15 protein-coding genes are annotated in these 19,697 nt (G+C 61.8%); 11 read left to right on the top strand and 4 right to left on the bottom strand.

Translation table 11 applies throughout. The annotated features are described in order from the left end of the window. Window positions 1–22: 22 nt before the first annotated feature. The 4 genes from BSF40_RS05850 to BSF40_RS05835 all read left to right on the top strand — a co-directional run bounded on the left by BSF40_RS05850 (window position 23) and on the right by BSF40_RS05835 (window position 6,195). A complete protein-coding gene (locus BSF40_RS05850; RefSeq protein WP_095964398.1) occupies window positions 23–649 on the top strand; it encodes a glutathione S-transferase family protein in 627 nt (208 codons plus the stop codon). A 63-nt stretch (window positions 650–712) separates the two neighbouring features. Further along, window positions 713–2,743: a pyridoxamine 5'-phosphate oxidase family protein gene (locus BSF40_RS05845; protein ID WP_095964397.1), complete on the top strand. Its 2,031-nt coding sequence runs from the start codon at window positions 713–715 to the stop codon at window positions 2,741–2,743. A 151-nt stretch (window positions 2,744–2,894) separates the two neighbouring features. Then, the gene (locus BSF40_RS05840) at window positions 2,895–4,091 is read left to right on the top strand and encodes a DUF3142 domain-containing protein (protein ID WP_095964396.1); all 1,197 of its coding nucleotides are present in this window, start codon (window positions 2,895–2,897) and stop codon (window positions 4,089–4,091) included. Next, window positions 4,078–6,195, top strand: coding sequence for a hypothetical protein (locus BSF40_RS05835; protein ID WP_095964395.1), 2,118 nt, complete (start codon window positions 4,078–4,080; stop codon window positions 6,193–6,195). The genes BSF40_RS05840 and BSF40_RS05835 overlap by 14 nt, the downstream gene beginning before the upstream one ends. Window positions 6,196–6,198: 3 nt before the next feature. Here the strand turns inward: BSF40_RS05835 and BSF40_RS05830 are convergent, their stop codons facing one another. Further along, complete coding sequence (locus BSF40_RS05830; protein ID WP_095964394.1) at window positions 6,199–6,828, bottom strand: LysE family translocator; 630 nt, start codon at window positions 6,826–6,828, stop codon at window positions 6,199–6,201. Window positions 6,829–6,974: 146 nt separating this feature from the next. On the opposite strand from BSF40_RS05830, the gene BSF40_RS05825 reads away from it, so the two are divergent. Next, window positions 6,975–7,448, top strand: coding sequence for an Lrp/AsnC family transcriptional regulator (locus BSF40_RS05825; protein ID WP_007969928.1), 474 nt, complete (start codon window positions 6,975–6,977; stop codon window positions 7,446–7,448). Between the two features lie 122 nt (window positions 7,449–7,570). Here the strand turns inward: BSF40_RS05825 and lpdA are convergent, their stop codons facing one another. Next, window positions 7,571–8,971 (bottom strand): dihydrolipoyl dehydrogenase, encoded by a 1,401-nt coding sequence (lpdA, locus tag BSF40_RS05820; protein ID WP_095964393.1) that lies wholly within the window; start codon window positions 8,969–8,971, stop codon window positions 7,571–7,573. A 209-nt stretch (window positions 8,972–9,180) separates the two neighbouring features. Between lpdA and hflK (BSF40_RS05815) the strand changes: the two genes are divergently transcribed. The 5 genes from hflK (BSF40_RS05815) to cfaB all read left to right on the top strand — a co-directional run bounded on the left by hflK (BSF40_RS05815) (window position 9,181) and on the right by cfaB (window position 16,535). Then, window positions 9,181–11,139 carry a protease modulator HflK gene (gene hflK, locus BSF40_RS05815; protein WP_095964392.1) on the top strand — a complete coding sequence of 653 codons (1,959 nt, stop codon included), beginning with the start codon at window positions 9,181–9,183 and terminating at the stop codon, window positions 11,137–11,139. Then, entirely contained in the window at window positions 11,136–12,170 is a 1,035-nt protein-coding gene (gene hflC / locus BSF40_RS05810) for a protease modulator HflC (protein ID WP_095964391.1), read from the top strand. Before hflK (BSF40_RS05815) ends, hflC begins: the two co-directional genes overlap by 4 nt. Next, entirely contained in the window at window positions 12,167–13,225 is a 1,059-nt protein-coding gene (hflK, locus tag BSF40_RS05805; RefSeq protein WP_095964390.1) for a protease modulator HflK, read from the top strand. The genes hflC and hflK (BSF40_RS05805) overlap by 4 nt, the downstream gene beginning before the upstream one ends. Then, the gene (locus BSF40_RS05800; RefSeq protein WP_095964389.1) at window positions 13,222–15,132 is read left to right on the top strand and encodes a cation-translocating P-type ATPase; all 1,911 of its coding nucleotides are present in this window, start codon (window positions 13,222–13,224) and stop codon (window positions 15,130–15,132) included. Before hflK (BSF40_RS05805) ends, BSF40_RS05800 begins: the two co-directional genes overlap by 4 nt. A 218-nt stretch (window positions 15,133–15,350) precedes the next feature. Further along, window positions 15,351–16,535 carry a C17 cyclopropane fatty acid synthase CfaB gene (cfaB, locus tag BSF40_RS05795; RefSeq protein WP_095964388.1) on the top strand — a complete coding sequence of 395 codons (1,185 nt, stop codon included), beginning with the start codon at window positions 15,351–15,353 and terminating at the stop codon, window positions 16,533–16,535. Here cfaB and cls read toward each other — a convergent pair. Then, on the bottom strand, window positions 16,532–17,971 hold the full coding sequence (gene cls, locus BSF40_RS05790) for a cardiolipin synthase (protein ID WP_095964387.1): 1,440 nt from the start codon (window positions 17,969–17,971) through the stop codon (window positions 16,532–16,534). The genes cfaB and cls overlap by 4 nt on opposite strands. A gap of 132 nt (window positions 17,972–18,103) precedes the next feature. On the opposite strand from cls, the gene BSF40_RS05785 reads away from it, so the two are divergent. Further along, a complete protein-coding gene (locus BSF40_RS05785; RefSeq protein WP_095964386.1) occupies window positions 18,104–18,625 on the top strand; it encodes a DUF3617 domain-containing protein in 522 nt (173 codons plus the stop codon). A 102-nt stretch (window positions 18,626–18,727) separates the two neighbouring features. Here the strand turns inward: BSF40_RS05785 and BSF40_RS05780 are convergent, their stop codons facing one another. Then, a complete protein-coding gene (locus BSF40_RS05780; RefSeq protein ID WP_095964385.1) occupies window positions 18,728–19,615 on the bottom strand; it encodes a His/Gly/Thr/Pro-type tRNA ligase C-terminal domain-containing protein in 888 nt (295 codons plus the stop codon). Window positions 19,616–19,697 lie beyond the last annotated feature (82 nt).

Raw genomic sequence — 19,697 nt, 5'->3', positions numbered from 1 at the left:
CCACTGACCCGAGGTGTCGACCATGCAAGCGATCAAACTCTACAACTTCCCACGTTCCGGCCACGCGCATCGAGTCGAGTTGATGCTGTCCCTGCTGAAATTGCCGACCGAATTGATCTTCGTTGACCTCGCCAAGGGTGAACACAAGCAACCGGCGTTCCTGGCGCTCAATGCATTCGGTCAGGTGCCGGTCATTGATGACCAGGGCGTGGTATTGGCCGACTCCAACGCGATTCTGGTGTATCTGGCGCAACAGTACGGCAACGGCCGTTGGCTGCCGGCTGATCCGGTGGGGGCGGCCAAGGTCCAGCGCTGGTTGTCGGTGGCTGCCGGCCCGATTGCCTTCGGTCCGGCCCGGGCCAGGTTGATCACTGTATTTGGTGCGCCTTACAACGCTGAAGAAGTGATTGCCTACGCCCATACCGTGCTCAAGGTGATCGATCACGAACTGGCCGATACAGCGTATCTGGTCGGCACTGAACCGACGATTGCCGACGTCGCCGCCTACAGCTACATCGCCCATGCGCCGGAGGGCAATGTGTCGCTGGACGAGTACCCCAATATTCGCGCGTGGCTGGCCCGTATCGAAGCCTTGCCAGGTTTTGTCGGCATGCCGCGCACCGTCGCCGGCCTGCAAAAAACAGCCTGATGCTTGCGGCCCGGTGTTGCCGGGCCGCCCCGATCTGCGCCAGTGGCGCAAGGGAGAAGCCGTATGGACCGTTCACCCTGGCATGCCGGCGAGAAACAATTGCAGGCGCATGTGGGCGTTGCCGAACGAATGGAAATTTTCGGTCGTAAGGTGATTCGCAACGAGATGCCGGACCAGCACCGCACCTTCTATCAGCAGTTGCCGTTCATGCTGTACGCAGCGGTAGATACCGACGGTCATCCCTGGGCCAGCATCCTTGAAGGTCAGCCCGGATTCGCACACTCGCCAGCACCTGGCTTGTTGCAGTTCAGCAGCCTGCCTGCCTTTGATGATCCCGCGCAGTTGAGTGATGGCGCGGCCATCGGCCTGTTGGGTATCGAGTTGCATACCCGCCGTCGCAACCGCATCAATGGACATGTGCGCGCCATGACGACCGGCGGTTTCGCGGTGACGGTGGATCAGTCCTTCGGCAATTGCCCGCAGTACATTCAGTTGCGCCAGTTTCGTTCGGTGCCGCTGACCGAACCTTCGACGCGAGTCGCGCAACATTTCAACGAACTGGATGACGCGGCCAAGGCCATGATCGCCGAGGCGGACACGTTCTTCGTTGCCAGTTATGTGGAGGTCGACGGCGAGCGCTCGGTGGATGTATCACACCGTGGCGGTCAGGCCGGTTTCGTACACGTGGAAGGCAATCGCCTGACCATTCCGGACTTCGCCGGCAACCTGCATTTCAACACCTTGGGTAACCTGCTGCTCAATCCCCGGGCCGGGTTGTTGTTCATCGATTTCAATACCGGGGATTTGCTGCAGCTCAGCGGGCGCACCGAAATCATCCTCGAGGGCCCGCAGGTCGAGGCGTTCCAGGGAGCCGAGCGCCTGTGGACAATCGAGGTCGAACACGTCGTACGTCGCCCCGCCGCCCTGGCGTTACGCTGGCGCTTCGACGGCGTATCACCCACCAGTTTGCTCACCGGCACCTGGGAGCAGGCTGCGGCGCGTTTGCAGGCCAAAGCCCTGGGCGATCAATGGCGGCCGTTGCGGGTGACGCGCATTGAAGCGCAAAGCCACAGCATTCGCTCGATTTACCTGGAGCCCGCCGACGGAGCCGGATTACCGCTTTTCCAGGCCGGGCAGCATTTGCCCCTGCGCTTCAACATTGACGGTGAAGTGCACATCCGCACGTACAGTTTATCGAGCGCCCCGTCCGATGATTTTTTCCGCATCAGCGTGAAGCGCGACGGGCGGGTCTCTACCCATTTGCATGAGCGGATTCGGGTCGGCGACCTGTTGGAGGCGCGGGCGCCGCAAGGGCATTTCACCGTGGCGCCCCATGAGCGTCGGCCATTGGTGTTGCTGGCGGCCGGGGTGGGTATCACGCCGCTGTTGTCGATGTTGCGCGAGGTGGTTTACCAGGGATTGCGCACCCGCCGTATCCGCCCGACGTGGTTTATCCAGAGTTCGCGCACGCTGGCCGACCAGCCGTTTCGCGGCGAACTGGATCGCTTGCTCGACGATGCCGGTGACGCGGTTCGGGTGGTGCGTGTGCTCAGCCAACCGGAAGCCGAGGCGGTGCAAGGAGCGGACTTCGACCTCAGTGGACGGATCGACGTCGCGCTGCTCAAGGAGCTGCTGACAGTCGAGGACTACGATCAGCCGGACTTTGTCGTCTGTGGCCCCGGAAGTTTTACCCAGGCGCTGTACGACGGCTTGCGCGAGCTGGACATTCGCGACTCGCGGATTCACGCCGAAACCTTCGGCCCGTCCACCTTGCGCCGGCGTCCGGACCCCGATGCGGTGGTCATCGAGCAACCACCTGCCGCCACTACGTCGGTGCCCGTGGTGTTCCAGCGTTCGGCCAAGGAAGCGCGCTGGCAGCCGGAGGGCGGCAGTTTGCTGGAGTTGGCGGAAAGCCGTGGCCTGCGCCCGGAATTCAGTTGTCGCGGCGGCTCCTGTGGCACCTGCAAGACGCGCCTGGTCAGCGGTCAGGTGCATTACCCACTGCCGCCAGCGGAGGTGCCGGATGACGGACAGGTGCTGATTTGCTGTGCGATTCCGGCGCAGGGAGCGCAGCCGTTGGTGCTCGATATCTGAAGGAAGATTACCGCTGAACATTGCCCGCCGGTCGATGGCTGGGTAGGGTAGTGGGCAGAACGAAAAAGGGCCGCAGAGGCTAAGACCATTCGGTCAAGCCCGCTCCCACAAGGTTTGCAGCCCTTTCTGCATTTCAGGAACAGGCGTTTCAATGGTTTTTTTCACTCGCTCGATCGCCTTGCTGCTGGCGCTGGTGCTGACCGCCGGATGCGAAAGGCACGACGCACCGCCGCTGGATCAGCAACTCTACGTCTGGCAGCGGCAGTGGACGCCGGCCCACGACGCTGCCCTCAGGGAAAGCCGTGCCGACTTTTCAACGTTGCGGGTGCTGGCCTTGCAGGCCTTCCCCGAGGCCGGCTGGAGCCGCGCCCGCATTGATCCGGTATTGCTCAGGCACGATGGCCGGCCGGTGATTGCGGTGGTGCGCCTGGACGGGCAGCTCAAGGCACTCGATCAGGAAGAGGTTGCCGCGCAGATCCGCCAGGTCATCAGTGACTGGCAGGGGCAAGGGTTGAACCTCGCTGGCGTAGAAATCGACCACGATGCCGGTAATGCCCGGTTACCTTCGTACCGCGAATTTCTCGCGCATGTGCGTGAAGCATTGCCGACTTCGCTGCCGCTGAGCATCACGGCGTTGCCGTCCTGGCTCGACAGTCGCGAACTGCCGGCGTTGTTATCCACAGTCGACAGCAGCGTGTTGCAGGTGCACGCAGTGAGCGATCCGCGTCGTGGCTTGTTTGATGCCGATCAGGCCCGGCAATGGGCGAAGGCCTGGAGCCGTGTCACGACAAAACCGTTCTATCTGGCGCTGCCGGCCTACGGCGTGGCGTTGCTGACGTCGACGGACGGCGCACCGGTTGTGGAAAGTGAAGTGACGCTGGAGCGCGAAGGTCTGCGCCGGGAGTTACTCGCCGATCCGCAGTCGCTGCGCACCCTCGGCACCCAACTGCGTGCCGATCCACCCGAGCATCTGGCGGGCTTGATCTGGTTTCGCCTGCCATTAGCCAACGACCGCCGGGCCTGGAGCCTGACCACCTTGCGCGCCGTGGCGCGTGCTGATGTCCTCGACAGTCAGTTGACGCTGCAACTCTCGGCCGACAATGGCCTCTATGACATCGGCATCAGCAACCAGGGCAACCTCGACAGTGCCTGGCCCGAACGCCTGACACTCGCGGTCAGCGGCTGTGAAGGGGCCGATGCCTTGGCCGGTTACGCGTTGCAACAGCGACCGGATCTGCTTACCTTCACCCGCCTGCGCGATGGCCGGATTCCGGCCGGCGGACAGCGTGCCATCGGTTGGGCTCGCTGCGCACACATTGATCAAGGAGGTTCGAATGTTCACCCGTAACTGGCCGCGTCATTTGCTTTGCCTGAGCCTCAGCCTGCCGCTGGGCTCGGCGCTGGCCTGCGGCCCGGACTTCCCCATGCGCCTGCTGGACAATCGTGGCCAGTCGCTGGCGGAACTGCCCGAAGGCAACTTCAGCTTTGAAATCAGCCGCCTCGGCCACGCCATCAACGGCTTGAAGAACGTCACCTCTGGCGCCGACTACAGCGATCAACCTGACGCAGTAGCGCTACGGGATCAAGCCGAGCAGGCGGGACTTTCCGCTGAGCAACAAGTGCTGGTGAAACACCTGCGCGGCCTGACGGATGCTCATCAGGTTGAAACCGAAGGCGCGCAACTGCCGCCCGAGATCAGCTGGTACCTGGCCGGCGCTGTGGCATTTGGCGCGGGTGATAATGCCTTGGCCGCCGGGTATTTCAAGAAAGTGCTGGCCTTGCCTGCAGAGCAACGGGCTTCGCGCAGCACCTGGGCGGCTTACTCGCTGGGGCGCGCGTTGTTCGCCATGAGTGCTGAAGCCGATGCGGCGCCGGATCTGCTCGTACAATCGGCCAAGGCCTTCGAGCACACCCGGCAGCTGAGTATCGACGGCTTCAGCGATCCGCTGGAACTGGGCGTCGCGAGCCTCGGCGAAGAAGCCCGGGTCGTGCGCGCTGCCGGCGACTGGAACCGTGCCATCGAACTGTACGCCACGCAGAATCTGCACGGTTCCGCGGTGGGCTATTCCTCGTTGAAGCTGTTGATGGCGGACCTGATGACGCTGCCGGATGATCAAGTGGCCGAGTTGCTCAAGGGCCGGCCCGTGCAGCAGTTGGTGACCGCGTCCTTGATCAGCCGCTTGGGCTGGTCGTTTGGCGAGCAACCACCGAACGAACAGAAAATGATCAAGCTGTTGCAAAACAGCACGCGCGGAAGTCTCGAAAACGCCGACCGCCTGGCGGCGATGAATTATCAACAGGGCGATTACGCCAGCGCCAAGGCGTTCCTCGAGCATGCCGGCGATGGCGGATTGGCCTGGTGGCTACGGGCAAAACTGGCGGTGCGCGACGGCGACAAAACCGCGGCCGCCGCAGCCTATGCCAAAGCGGCCCAGGCCTTCCCGAAGAATGAATCCTGGGGCGAGCGACGCACTCCGGACTACGACTACGAAACGCTTCAGCCCAAATGCCGGGTCGAGGGTGAAAGTGCGATCCTCGCCCTGCAACGCGGGGATTACCTGCAAGCCTTCGATCAGCTGTATCGCAGCCAAAGCATTTACTGGTTCGACGCCGCCACTGTTGCCGAGCGCGTGTTGACCCTCGAAGAACTCAAGCACTACGTCGACACCCAAGTGCCGGCCCCGCCACCGCTCACCCAGCAGGAACGTGACAACTACGTGCCCTTGCCAGTGGCAGCGAGCCTACGCAATTTGCTGGGGCGGCGTTTATTGCGCGAAGGCCATTACGAGCAAGCGCTGGCGTACTTCGATAATGACGGCTTGCGGCACAAGGCCAGGTTGTACGGCGAGCAACGCCAGGCGGCAGATTCAGCCTGGTGGCCGACCCGTCGCACCGCTGCACTGTTCAATGCTGCATGGACGGCGCGTGAGTGGGGCATGGATATCCTGGGCTACGAAATGGCGCCGGATTACGCCACGTTCGGCGGCAATTACATCCTTGAAAACGCCGAACTCAAGGTCGGTCCATTGATGGCCGAGGACGAAGTGAAGCGTCAGCAGGCCAGCGCCGCCCAGCCCGATCAGCGTTATCACTATCGCTTCGTGGCCACGGCGCTGGCGAGCAGGGCGGCGGATAACTTGCCTCACACCAGTCAGGCGTTCGCGGCGGTGCTGTGCGAGGCCTCGGGGTGGAACAGCAGCCTTGAAGAGCAAAGTGCGATTTATCAGCGTTATGTCAATGAAGGGCCTTACGTGGAATGGGCCGCCGACTTCGGCCACCAATGCCCGTACCCCGATTTCGAGAACGCCGACAAGCGCTACGTGACTCAAGTCACCGACGCAGCGCGTTCGGCCTTGCGCCCGTACAAGACGCCGTTGCAGGTCGGTAGCGTACTGGCGTTCGCGGCCGCCGCGCTGTGGCTGTTCAAGCGTCGTCGCCGCAAGGCGCCCTGAGGTTCAAGCCTGTTGCACAAAGGTCAGCCGCACGGCGAAACCGATCAACAGGCTGCCGAACAACCATTGTTGCAGGCGCTGGGCTGAAGGGCTGCGTTGCAGCCAGCGGCCGAGTGCCGCGCCGATCAGGGCGTAAGCGCTGTCGAACAACAGACCGACACTGACCAGCACCACGCCCAGGGTCGCAAACTGTCCGAGCACCGGCCCGGCCTGTGGGTTGATGAATTGCGGCAGCAGCACCGAGCAGAACAACAGTGCTTTGGGGTTGAGCAGGTTGGTCAGCAATCCGCGCCGGATGGCGATGCTCCAGCGCGGTTTTTCGCCGGTTGTGTCGGCGCTTCCGAGGTTCGGCAGCATCGTGGTTCGCAGGCACTGAATGCCGATCCACAGCAGGTACGCGGCGCCTGCCAGTCGCACCACATTGAATGTCCAGGGCGCCGCCTTGAACAGTGCCGCCAGCCCCAGCGCCGCCAGTCCCACGTGACAACCCCGGGCGATGCCCAAACCCACGGCGGTGGCCAGCGCGGCACCTTTGCCCTGGCGGGCACCCGTCTGCAACAGCAGGATCATGTCAGGCCCCGGCAACAGATAGACCACCGCCAGCGCCATGAAAAACATCCAGAGTCCGTCCACGTTGCACCCCCATTCGTTGTCGATTCGGTCGTGCCAGTCTAGGGCCGGAGGGCAGGGCAGGTGCTTGCGTTGTCAGCTTCTATCGGGAGCTGTATTGGCATAATCTGCCACTTTCTTTCGCATACACCATCGGAATCTGCCAAATCATGAAACTCGACGCCTACGACCGCAAGATTCTTGCCGCACTGCAACGGGACGGCCGCCTGAGTAATGTGCAACTGGCAGACGAGATCGGCCTGTCGGCATCGCCTTGCTTGCGCCGGGTACGGATGCTTGAAGAGGCGGGGGTGATTCGCGGCTACCAGGCCAATCTGGATCGAGACGAAGTGGGGTTGGGGCTGACGGTGTTTGTCGGGGTCAAGGTCGAGCGCCATAACGATGAACAGGCCGAAGCCTTTCGCCTGGCGGTGACGGCATTGCCCGAGGTGATTTCGGCGTTCCTGGTATCAGGGGAGTCGGATTTTCTGTTGCAGGTGGTGGTGCCGGACTTGCGTGCCTATGACCGGTTTCTCACCGGGCGTTTGTTGAAACTGCCGGGTGTGAGCGACATCCGCAGCAACTTTGCGATTCATACGGTGAAGGCGCCGGGGGCGTTGCCGCTGGAGCATTTGCCGCTCTAAACCGAGTCGCCTGATTCGCGAGCAAGCCCGCTCCCACATTTAATTTGTGGCGCACACAAAACCAATGTGGGAGCGGGCTTGCTCGCGAATGCTATAGATCAGTCACTGCAACGCTTCAAGTCTTACATCTGAGTCGCCATCCCCTCCACATTCATCGCTGCCTGGCGCAACGCCTCGGAGCGGGTCGGGTGTGGGTGGCAGGTCAGGGCGATGTCTTCGGCCGAGGCGCTGAATTCCATGGCCACGCAATACTCGCCGATCATTTCGCTGACGCTCGGGCCGACCAGATGCACGCCGAGGATTTCGTCCGTGCGCTCATCGGCCAGCACTTTGGCGAAGCCTTCGGTTTCATGGTTGATCTTCGCCCGGCTGTTGGCGGTGAAGGGAAACTTGCCCACCTTGTACGCACGGCCTTCGGCCTTGAGCTGCTCCTCGGTCTTGCCGACGCTGGCCAGTTCCGGCCGGGTATAGACCACGCTGGGAATCAGGTTGTAGTTGACCTCGCCAGCCTTGCCGACGATCTGTTCGACGCAGGCCATGGCTTCGTCCTCGGCCTTGTGCGCGAGCATAGGGCCGGAGGTCACGTCACCAATCACCCAGACTCCGGCGGCCTCGGTGCGATGCCCCTTGTTGGCGAGCATGCCGCGCTTGTCCGTGGCGAGGCCGACGTTCTCCAGGCCCAGGCCCTGTGTATAAGGTCGGCGCCCGATGGCCACCAACACATAGTCCGCTTCCAGTAACTCGGCAGTGCCGCCTGCGGCAGGCTCGATGCTGAGCTGTACACCGGTGGCGGAGGTGGTGGCGCTGGTCACTTTCGAACTCAGCTTGAAGCTCAAGCCTTGCTTGCTCAGGGAGCGCTGCAGGGTTTTGCCGGCTTCGATGTCCACGCCGGGGCAGATCCGGTCGAGGAACTCGACCACCGTCACCTGTGCACCCAGGCGTCGCCAGACCGAACCCAGCTCCAGGCCGATCACGCCAGCGCCGATCACCACCAGATGCCTGGGTACCTCGGTCAGTGACAGAGCGCCGGTGGAGTCCAGGATGCGTTTGTTATCGATGTCCACGCCGGGCAGGGGAGTGGGTTCGGAACCGGTGGCGATGATGATGTCCCTGGCGCTGAGTTCGGTCTTGCCGCCGGCGCTGTCGGTCACCGTGACTTTGCCCGGCCCGTCGATGTGGCCCCAGCCCTTGATCCAGTCGACTTTGTTCTTGCGGAAAAGAAACTCGATGCCCTTGGTCAGCCCGGTAACGCTTTCATCCTTTTGCTTCATCATCTGGGCGAGGTTGAGGCTGGGCTTGACGTCGATCCCCAGATTGGCGAATTCCGCGCCCATGGCCGCGTCGTACAGTTCGGAGGCATGCAGCAATGCCTTGGATGGCATGCAGCCGACATTCAGGCAGGTGCCGCCGAGTGTGGCGCGCCCTTCCACGCAGGCCGCCTTCAGACCCAGTTGTCCGGCGCGGATCGCCGCGTTGTAACCACCGGGGCCACCGCCGAGTATCACGACGTCATAAGTGCTCATGGATGTACTCCTGGATCGAAAGGGGATGGGTAAAAGTAGTTCCTGAATAATATTACGAACGTAATATATGAGCGCCGCAACCTTTCGGTCAAGGCTTCAGGTTAGCGACAGGTTGGGCATCTTTAGATAGCGCGCTTGAATACGGAAATTTCACTATTTCCGTTATATCGTAACGAATTGTCCTGTAAGCGAAGACGCTCTGGGGTGGTATGCAAGTCGATCTCGATGTTGATGAAACGCCGCTAGCCGGGTTGCCGCGCTTTCAGCAGGCGTTCATTCAAGGGCGGCGTTTGCGCCAGTTCGCCATCGGTGCGGGCGTACTCGCCACCGTGGGTGCGTTGCTGGCGTTTTTTGCCGGGCTGTTCGCCTCGAAAACGTTGTGGCCAGCGTTGTTGCTGAATTTGAGCGCTGCGTTTGTGGTGCTGATAGCGGGCTTGCAATCGGCCGGGTGGGTCGCCCAATGGCGTGCCCGCGCGATGAATCCCGTGGCGCCAGTGATCGTTGTCGAGGAGTCTGCCGAGCCTTTGGGCTGGTATGAACGTTTGCTGGACCGGATCAGTCGGCAATCGCACAACCTGCTCGGGCAAATTGGCGCGCCGACGCTGTGGCTTGGCGGTTGGGCGTTGTTGGCGGTGTTGGGTGTCGAACAGGCCTGGGACCTTTCGTTACCCCCGGCAGGGCTGGGGCTGGCGGCCACTGTCGGGGCGGCGTTCTCGTTGCTGTTGGCCTTCGGCCTGTTGGTGATGGAGCGTCATCTGGCGCAGGAAAACACCACGCAATGGCCTGAGGCCGCCGCGTTGGCGCAATTGACACGTGTGCCGATCATCAGCCTGCTACTCGCTGCGTTTTGTCTGTTGTTTGCCGATGAATCGTCGGTATGGCCCGTACGTCTGGCGGTGTTGTCCGGACTGCTGCCTGGGTTGGTGGCGGCAGAGCTGTTGCTGCGTGCGGTGTTGTCATTGTTCAGTCCGCGCCGCGAACGCCTTGAGCCGGAGCTACTGGCGCGCAGCTTTGTCGCCGATATGCTGCGCTGGCCACCACAGCCATTGCTGGCATTGCAGCACGAATTACACAACCGCTTCGGTATAGATCTGCGGCAGATATGGGCCTTCACTTACATGCGTCGGGCGTTCCTGCCGGTTTTGGGGGTGGTTATGCTGGTTGGCTGGTCGCTGACGGGCATTCACGAAATTGCGCTGCAAGGGCGTGGCATTTATGAACGATTCGGCAAGCCGGTGGAGGTGTTTGGCCCGGGTTTGCATCTAGGCCTGCCTTGGCCATTGGGCCGGGTGTTGAGCGTCGAGAATGGCGTGGTGCACGAGTTGGCCACCAGTGTTGGCGAAACCACGCCCCCTGCTCAAACCGACCCTGCCGAAGGCCCGGCCCCGGCAATTGCCAATCGCCTGTGGGACGCCAGCCATGTGAACGACAAATCCCAAGTGATCGCCAGCAGCCGAGCCGACAGGCAGAGCTTTCAGATCGTCAACATGGATGTGCGCTTCGTCTATCGCATTGGTCTGAGCGATGAGGCGGCATTGGCCGCGACCTATAACAGTGCCGATGTGCCGATGTTGATTCGCAGCACGGCCAGCCGAATTCTGGTTCACGATTTTGCCTCGCGCACCCTCGACGGTTTACTGGGTGAGGACAGGGTAGGGCTGGCGGAAGAAATCGGCCGCGCCGTACAGGCGGACATGAAAAAACTCGACAGCGGCGTGGAAATTCTCGCCACGGTGGTCGAGGCGATTCACCCGCCGGCTGGTGCCGCCAACGCCTATCACGGCGTGCAAGCGGCACAGATTGGGGTGCAAGCCTTGATTGCCCGTGAGCGCGGTGCCGCCGCCGAAGCCACTCACCAGGCGCAGTTGCAGGCCAGCATCGCCCGCGATCAGGCGACGGCCAGCGCCCGTGAAATCAATGCTGGCGCCCAGGCTGCGGACCTGAAATTCAACGCCGAGCAGAAAGCCTATGCCAGCGCTGGCCAGGCCTTCGTGCTGGAGCAGTATTTCAGTCAGTTGTCCCAGGGTTTGGCCAACGCCAGAATGCTGGTGCTCGATCATCGTCTGGGCGGCAGCAGCAATGCGCCGACCATCGACCTCCGTACTTTCACGCTGCCGGTTGACCCCGCGCCGTCGCGTAAAACCGTTCAGCCAGGAGCTGCCAATTGAGCCAGTCCCATACGCACGATCACGATGACCTCAGCGGCCACGATCACGGCCATGGTGGGCATCACCATCACCATCATCACCACGGCGATCCGCAGGAGGCCGGTCCATTCCCGTGGCGCCGTATGGGCTGGGCGGCATTGCTGGTGGCGTTTGCAGTCGCCGCCGCGAGCCTGGTGCAGGTGCGTTCGGGAGAGGCCACGGTGATCACGCGCTTCGGCAACCCTTCCCGGGTCTTGCTGGAGCCGGGGCTGGGCTGGCGTTGGCCAGCACCGTTCGAGGCGGCGATCCCGGTGGATTTGCGGCTGCGCACCACATCCAGCGGTTTGCAGGATGTCGGCACCCGGGACGGTTTGCGCATCATCGTTCAGGCCTATGTGGCGTGGCAGGTGCAGGGCGATCCGGACAATGTGCAACGCTTCATGCGTGCAGTACAGAACCAGCCTGATGAGGCTGCGCGGCAGATTCGTACCTTTGTCGGCTCCGCGCTGGAGACCACCGCCAGCAGTTTTGATCTGTCGAACCTGGTCAATACCGATGCCAGCCAGGTACGCATCGCCGATTTCGAAGCGCAACTGCGCAAGCAAATCGATCAGCAGTTGCTCAGCACTTATGGCGTGCGCGTGTTGCAGGTCGGCATCGAACGACTGACGCTGCCTTCGGTAACGCTTACCGCGACCGTCGACCGGATGCGCGCCGAGCGTGAAACCATCGCCACCGAACGTACGGCCATCGGCAAGCGTGAAGCCGCACAAATTCGTTCTGCCGCCGAACGTGATGCGCGAATTGTGCAGGCTGATGCCACAGTGAAAGCGGCAGATATCGAAGCGCAATCACGCGTCGAAGCGGCGCAGATTTATGGTCGCGCCTATGCGGCGTCGCCGCAGCTTTACAATCTGCTGCGTTCGCTCGACACCTTGGGCACTGTGGTGACCCCGGGCACCAAGCTGATTCTGCGTACCGATGCCGCACCGTTCCGAGTGTTGGTCGACGGTCCGCCGAGCCTCGACAACACGTCCGGATCGCAGCCATGAGTTTGGTTCCACGTGGAACAAATGAGTTGAGCAGCCCCTGGATTCAGGCCGGGCGCCTGGCGTTTATTGCGTTGTATGCGGTGACGGTGTTGGCGGCATTGGCCTGGGCGTTTTCCAATGTACGGCAGATCGATCCACAACATCGCGCCGTGGTTTTGCATTTCGGCGCGCTGGATCGCATTCAGAATGCCGGGCTGCTTCTGGCTTGGCCGCAACCCTTCGAGCAGGTGATTTTGTTGCCGGCGGCGGACCGGGTGATCGAGCGTCGAGTGGAAAGCCTGTTGCGCAGTGATGCCGCGACGCAGGCTGATCGCGTGGCCAGTTTTGCCACGCCCATCAGCGATGCCCTCGCAGGCTCCGGCTATCTGCTAACGGGTGACGCCGGCGTGGTGCAACTCGATGTTCGGGTTTTCTACAAGGTCACCGAGCCCTATGCGTTTGCGCTTCAGGGCAAACATGTGTTGCCGGCTCTGGATCGGCTGGTGACCCGCAGCGCGCTGGCGCTCACGGCCGCACGGGATCTGGACACCATTCTGGTCGCTCGTCCGGAACTGATCGGTGCCGATAGCCAGGCGGCGGAACGACGCGAGCGCTTGCGCGGTGATCTGGTGCAGGGCATCAATCAACGGCTGGCCGAACTCACAGCAACAGGGCAAGGCTTGGGCATCGAAGTGGCACGGGTCGATGTGCAATCGAGTTTGCCAAGTCCTGCGGTTAACGCTTTCAACGCGGTACTGACCGCCAGCCAGCAAGCCGACAAGGCCGTTGCCAATGCCCGCACCGAAGCCGAGAAACTGACACAGACCGCCAACGAGCAAGCCGACCGTACGCTGCAAGTGGCCCATGCCCAGGCGAGTGAACGGCTGGCCAAAGCGTCTGCCGATACGGCTACCGTAATGAGCCTGGCCAAAGCCCGGCAGCAAGGTGTCGACCCGCAGATGTTGCTGCGCATTTATCGCGAGCGCATGCCGAAAATTCTCGACCAGGCAGGTTCCGTCACCACGGTCGATCCCAAAGACGATTCCCGCCTGATCATTCAGGGAGCTGCACAATGACCGCTCAAACCGCCGCCGCACCGAGCCTGTTGTCTTCGGCCGAACAGCGCCGCGCCGCACGCCAGTTGACCCTGGCCATGCTCGCATTGGGCCTGCTGGCGCTGGGCCTGATCTGGCGTTGGCTGGCGCCAGAGCAGACCGGTGTCAGTCAATTGCTGCTGGGGTTTGCTTCGTTGCTGGTTGCTGTACCGGTCATGCGCTCGGCCTGGTACAGCCTGCGTTATCCAAGCCTGCACGGCATCACCGATCAATTGATTGCCCTGGCCATGCTGGGTGCCTGGGCCACCGGGGATCTGCTGACGGCGGCCCTGTTGCCGATCATCATGATCTTCGGCCATGTGCTGGAGGAGCGCAGCGTGATCGGCTCCCAGGAGGCGATTCACGCCCTCGGCAAACTGACCCGCAGCCACGCACGCAAGATTCAGGCGGACGGCTCCATCATCGAAGTCGACAACGGCACGCTCAAGGCCGGCGATCGGGTCGAGGTGCGCGCCGGGGACCGGGTACCGGCGGATGGCCGGGTGTTGTCCGGCCAGGCCAGTCTGGACACCGCCTCCATTACCGGCGAATCGGTACCGATGGAGGTCGGTGTCGGCATGTCGGTGTTCGGTGGTGCGATCAACCTCGATGGTCTGCTGCGAATCGAAGTGACCCGCACCGGCCATGAGTCGACCCTCGGCAAAGTGATTGCCCTGATGCAAAACGCCGAGCGTTCGAAGCCGCCCATTACCCGTTTGCTGGAGCGCTACGCCGGCAGCTACATGGTGCTGGTATTGCTGCTGGCGGCCGTGACCTGGTTCATCACCAACAACGCCCAGGCGATGCTCGCGGTGTTGGTGGCGGCCTGTCCTTGTGCGCTGGTGTTGTCGGCGCCGGCCACGGCGATTGCGGGTGTGGCGGTGGCGGCACGCCACGGGATTCTGATCCGCAGTTCCGCATTCCTCGAAGAGTTGGCGGACCTGACCTCGCTGGTGGTCGACAAGACCGGGACGCTGACCTTCGGCACCTTGCGTCTGCAATCCATCGACAGCCCGCTGGAGGATCGCAGCCATGTGCTGACGCTGGCGGCGAGCCTAGGCTCGGCCAGCAGCCATCCGGTCAGCCGCGCCCTGGCGGGGTTGGTGGCCCAGGAAGATTTTCTGCTGCTGACCGACATTCATGAACGCCAGGGCCTGGGTGTGGTGGCGATGACGGGGCAGGGCGAAGCGGCGCTCGGCCGGCCGGAGTTGTTTGCGCAGCTGGGCATCAGTACAACGGCAGTTCCCGATCACGATGGTCCGATTGCCGGGCTGACGCTCAATGGGGAGTTTCTTGCCTGGCTGTTGCTGGCCGACAGCGTCAAACCCGAGGCGCAGTTTGCCTTGGGTGAGTTGCGTGAGTTGGGTCTGGGTCGCCAGTTGTTGCTCACCGGCGATCGACACAGCGTCGCACAGACGCTCGCCCGGGATGTCGGAATCAGCGACGTCGAAGCGCAAGCCCTGCCTGAAGACAAACTCAACCGCGTGCTCAAGGAAATCGACAGCGGCTTCCGGCCGATGGTGGTCGGCGATGGCATCAATGATTCACTGGCCCTCAAGGCGGGTGTGGTCGGTGTGGCCATGGGCGCGGGCGGTGCAGACATCGCCCTGGCATCGGCTGACATCGTGCTGATCGGCAGTGACCTGCGTCGCCTCGGCACCTGCGTACGCCTGAGTCGGCAGTGCCGCCAGACATTGCAGGTCAATGTGATCATCGGGCTGGGCTGGACCCTGGCGATTGTGGCCTTCGCCGCATTCGGCTGGCTCGGCGCTGCCGGGGCGATGATTGCGGCGTTGCTGCATAACTTCAGCACGTTGTTGGTGCTGGGCAATGCCGGTCGATTGCTGCGGTTCCAGGAGCCGTTGCTCAAGCTCAAGGACGAAACCTGAAGGCGAATGCTCTAAACCGGGCAATCACAGGTCTTAAACTTTTTAGAACTGTGCGCGCGGTTCGTAGTCATTGGAGATGAGGGCGCATCATTTTGTGCGTTCGCGGCGGTCGGTTCTGACGTCGCGAATCATTGAAAATGGCTATTAATTCGATAGCCAGCTATTTTTCAAGGATGGTCTACCCTCTGATCAGACGTCTGAAACAAGGGGGATTCTCCATGCTCGCGCAACTTCCACCGGCCTTACAGAATCTGCAGTTACCGCTTCGCCTGAGACTCTGGGACGGCCATGAATTCAATCTGGGGCCGACGCCCAGCGTCACGATTGTGGTCAAGGACCCGCAACTGGTCTCCCAGTTTACCCATCCAAGCCTGGATGCCCTCGGTGCTGCTTTTGTCGAAGGCAAACTGGAGCTCGAAGGCTCCATCAGCGATGTGATCCGCGTCTGTGATGAATGGAGCCAGGCGTTGCTGGACGAAGACGATGACAATCAGCCTGTTCGTAGCGTTCACGACAAAGATACAGACGCCAAGGCGATTTCCTACCACTACGACCTTTCCAACGCGTTCTATCAGCTGTGGCTCGACAGCGACATGGCGTATTCCTGCGCTTACTTCGAGACCGGCAGCGAAAGCCTCGAGCAGGCCCAGCAAGCCAAGTTCCGTCATTTGTGTCGCAAGCTGCGCCTGCAACCCGGCGAATATCTGCTGGATGTTGGGTGTGGTTGGGGCGGATTGGCGCGTTTTGCTGCGCGAGAGTTTGGCGCGAGAGTGTTCGGTATCACCCTCAGCAAGGAGCAGTTGGCTCTGGCCCGGGAGCGCGTAAAAGCGGAGGGCCTGGAGGACCTGGTCGAGCTGCAACTGCTCGACTATCGCGATTTGCCGCAGGATGGCCGCTTCGACAAGGTAGTCAGCGTCGGCATGTTTGAACACGTGGGCCACGCCAATCTCGCGGAGTACTGCAAGACTCTGTTCGGCGCGGTGAAAGAGGGCGGCCTGGTGATGAATCACGGGATCACCGCCAAGTACACCGATGGCCGTCCGGTGGGGCGCGGTGCCGGTGAATTCATCGGGAAATATGTGTTCCCCAACGGCGAGCTGCCGCACCTGTCGATGATCTCTGCGCAGATCAGTGAGGCCGGGCTGGAAATCGTCGACGTCGAAAGCTTGCGCCTGCACTACGCCCGCACGCTCGATCACTGGAGCGAACGCCTCGAAGACAATCTCGAAGCGGCTTCCAAACTGGTACCGGAACAAGCCTTGCGCATCTGGCGGCTGTACCTGGCCGGTTGCGCCTACGCGTTCGCCCGCGGCTGGATCAACCTGCACCAGATTCTCGCTGTGAAGGCCCACGCCGATGGCAGTCATGAACTGCCATGGACCCGGGACGATATCTACCTTTAAAGAATCGGCGAAATCAGCCGGGCGACCCGCATGCCGAGCTGCTGCAGGCGGTGGGTTTCCCGGCCTTCTCCTTTGGCGATTTCGTGGGCGTTGGCGAAGTCATCGTTGAGCATCTGTTCCACCTCGGCGGCAAAGACGCTGTCGACGGTCAGTAACATCACTTCGAAATTCAGCCGGAACGAACGGTTGTCCAGGTTGGCGCTGCCGATGGCGCTGATTTCGCGGTCGATCAACACCACTTTCTGGTGCAGGAATCCGGGCTCGTAACGGAACACCCGCACACCGGCGCGCACGGCTTCGAAGGCGTAGAGGCTGGAGGCGGCGTAGACGATTCGATGGTCGGGTCTCGACGGCAACAGCAGCCGCACATCCACACCCCGCAGGACCGCCAGGCGCAACGCTGCGAACACGGCTTCATCGGGGACGAAATACGGGCTGGTGATCCAGACCCGTTCCGTCGCCGCATGGATCGCTTCGACAAAGAACAGAGAACAGGTTTCGTAGGCGTCTGCCGGCCCACTGGCAAGCAACTGGCACAGTACGCCGTCTTCCGGATAAACCTCGGGCAGGATCAGTGGCGGCAGGGCATGAGCCACCCAGAACCAGTCTTCAGCGAAAGACTCCTGCATGCACGCCACCACGGGTCCGCGCACTTGCACGTGGGTATCGCGCCAAGGGGCCAGGGGCGGTTTCTCGCCCATGTATTCATCACCGACGTTGTGCCCGCCAACGAAGCCGAGAATGCCGTCCACCACCACGATCTTGCGATGGTTGCGGAAGTTCACCTGAAAGCGATTGAACCAGCCATTACGGGGGCCAAAAGCCTTGACCTCGACCCCGCCATCTCGCAAGGCCTGCACGTAGCCGTTGGGTAGGGAATGGCTGCCGATTCGGTCATACAACAGATAGATCGCCACACCTTCGGCGGCTTTTTTCAGCAGCAAAGTTTGCAGGCGTTGGCCGAGGCGGTCGTCGTGGACGATGAAAAACTGGATCAGCACGGCCTCTTTCGCCTGGCTGATGGCATCGAAGATGGCCTCGAACGTCGACTGGCCGTTGATCAACAGCCGCGTCTGGTTATTGGCCAGGCAGGGCATGTTTCCGAGCTTGGGCATCGCTCTGAGTGAGGCGTAGGCAGAAGAGGCGCGGGCGGTGAGGGCTTCTTCTACCCAGGGTCGCCAGTTGAGTTCGGAAACCGCCTTGCGCATCTCCTCGTTGGCCTGCCGCCGGGCCTTGATGTAGCCATCAAAGGTGCTGCGGCCGAACATCAGGTACGGGATCAGCGTGAGGTATGGGATGAAAAACAGCGACAAGGCCCAGGCGATCGAGCCCTGGGCGGTACGGACGGTCAACACGGCGTGGATGGCCGCGATCATGCCCAGCGAATGCAGCAGGGCGATGGTATAACCGAAAATATGCGGTCCGAAATAATCCATGGGGGCTGCCTTGCTCCTGAAGATTCAGTGCTTAACAGACCATGTTCCGTGCAGAATGTCGCTAATTAATTGGCCCCTGAACCGAAGCCTGTGGCTGACGTCTAACGGCCACTACTGATCAGGAGTTACTCGATGAACGTTCGTCTGCTGGGTTTGGCCATGGCACTGGGTTTGGCACTTCCTGTGGCGGCTCACGCGCAAATGCTGCAACCGGGATTGTGGGAGCTGACCACGAGCAACATGAAGGTCGATGAGCAGAATATGCCGGACCTGCAATTGATCCTCGGTCAGATCCAGAGCCAGATGACCCCTGAGCAGCGTGCGCAGCTGGAAAAGCAGGGGATCACCATGGGGGGCAAAGGGATCCGGGCGTGCCTGACACCGGAGCAGGTCAAGACCGATGACATTCCGCTGACCGATCCGCAGTCGGGCTGCAAGCAGGAAATCACCGATCGCTCAGGCAATCAGTGGAAATTCCGCTTCAGCTGTCCGAGAGCCCAGGGCGCAGGCGTGGCGACATTCCTCAGCGACCGCGAGTTCACCACCAAGGTCAACGGGACGTTCAACGCCACCGGCATTCAACAGAAGGGCAGCCTTGAATCCCGCGCTGTCTGGTTGGGGCAGGATTGCGGCACGGTGAAGCCGAGAGCTTAAACGCTTCGCGAGCAAGCCCGCTCCCACACTGGATTTGTGTCGTTCACAAATCCAGTGTGGGAGCGGGCTTGCTCCGGGCGGCGATCCGACGAAGGCGTCAATTCAGCCGCCCTGAATCCCCGGCTGACTCAACCACTCACACGCCGCCTCGACAGCCATCCGGCCAAAATCCTCCCCCGTGCGGCTGCGCACACTGACAAACCCCCCGGCCTGTTCTTTTTCGCCGACCACCACCAGGTACGGCACGGTCCGGCTGTGCTGGCGAATCTTGAAACGGATTTTTTCGTTGCGCAGGTCGGCCCTTGCGCGCACCCCCCTTTGGCGCAAGGATTCGGTCACCGCCTGTGCATAACTCGTCTGGCGGTCATCCATGCTGACGACGATCACATGGGGTGGAAGGCTCCAGTGCTGCAGTTCCTGATGGCTGGACCAGCATGTGCCGTAGATCCGTTGTTGCAATGTGCCGCTGATGTGATCGAGGGCGAACGCCTGCAAGACTTTGGTGGTGGGGACGTGCGGTCCATGGCTCTGGTATTCGGTGTCCCCCAGACGGTACAGCGATACCTCTTCGCGTGGTGGCCGACGCCGGATCGAGTGATTGGTCGCTGCCAGTGACTGCATGCGCGCTTCGATGAGGGGCAGGTCTGCCGGAGTCAGCGGTCGCTCGACGACAAATTCGTAAAAGAAGCCATCACCCAACTCCCTGGCCGCGCGCATTTGTGCATGCGGGTGGAGTTGCTTGACCGCCATGGCCAGCATCAAGGCACAGGAGCGGCGCAGGATCTCCAGTCCGTCCGGCTCGCGGGGGGTGACAATGCTGACCCGGGCATCCGCCTCGATCATGTATTCGCAGTCCACCAGTACACCATCGACTCGGCCCGCTACGGCCGCGCTGGCCAGTCCGGGGCCGATGCTGGCGGCCAACTCGTGCACGGACAGCGGTTGGTCGAATTCACGCAATGAACCATCGGGCAGAGTGATCTGGATCATGGTCGGCGTACTCAGGTGCTGCTAGCGAGCGTTATCGGATAAACCTAGTGCTAATTCCTTGCCGCTGTCATTAAGACCTTCG

Source organism: Pseudomonas sp. ACN5, from assembly GCF_002303975.1.
In the GTDB taxonomy this organism is placed as follows: domain Bacteria; phylum Pseudomonadota; class Gammaproteobacteria; order Pseudomonadales; family Pseudomonadaceae; genus Aquipseudomonas; species Aquipseudomonas laurylsulfatiphila.
Note: the sequence above shows the minus strand (reverse complement) of the source record. Positions and strands in the feature narration are given on the sequence as shown.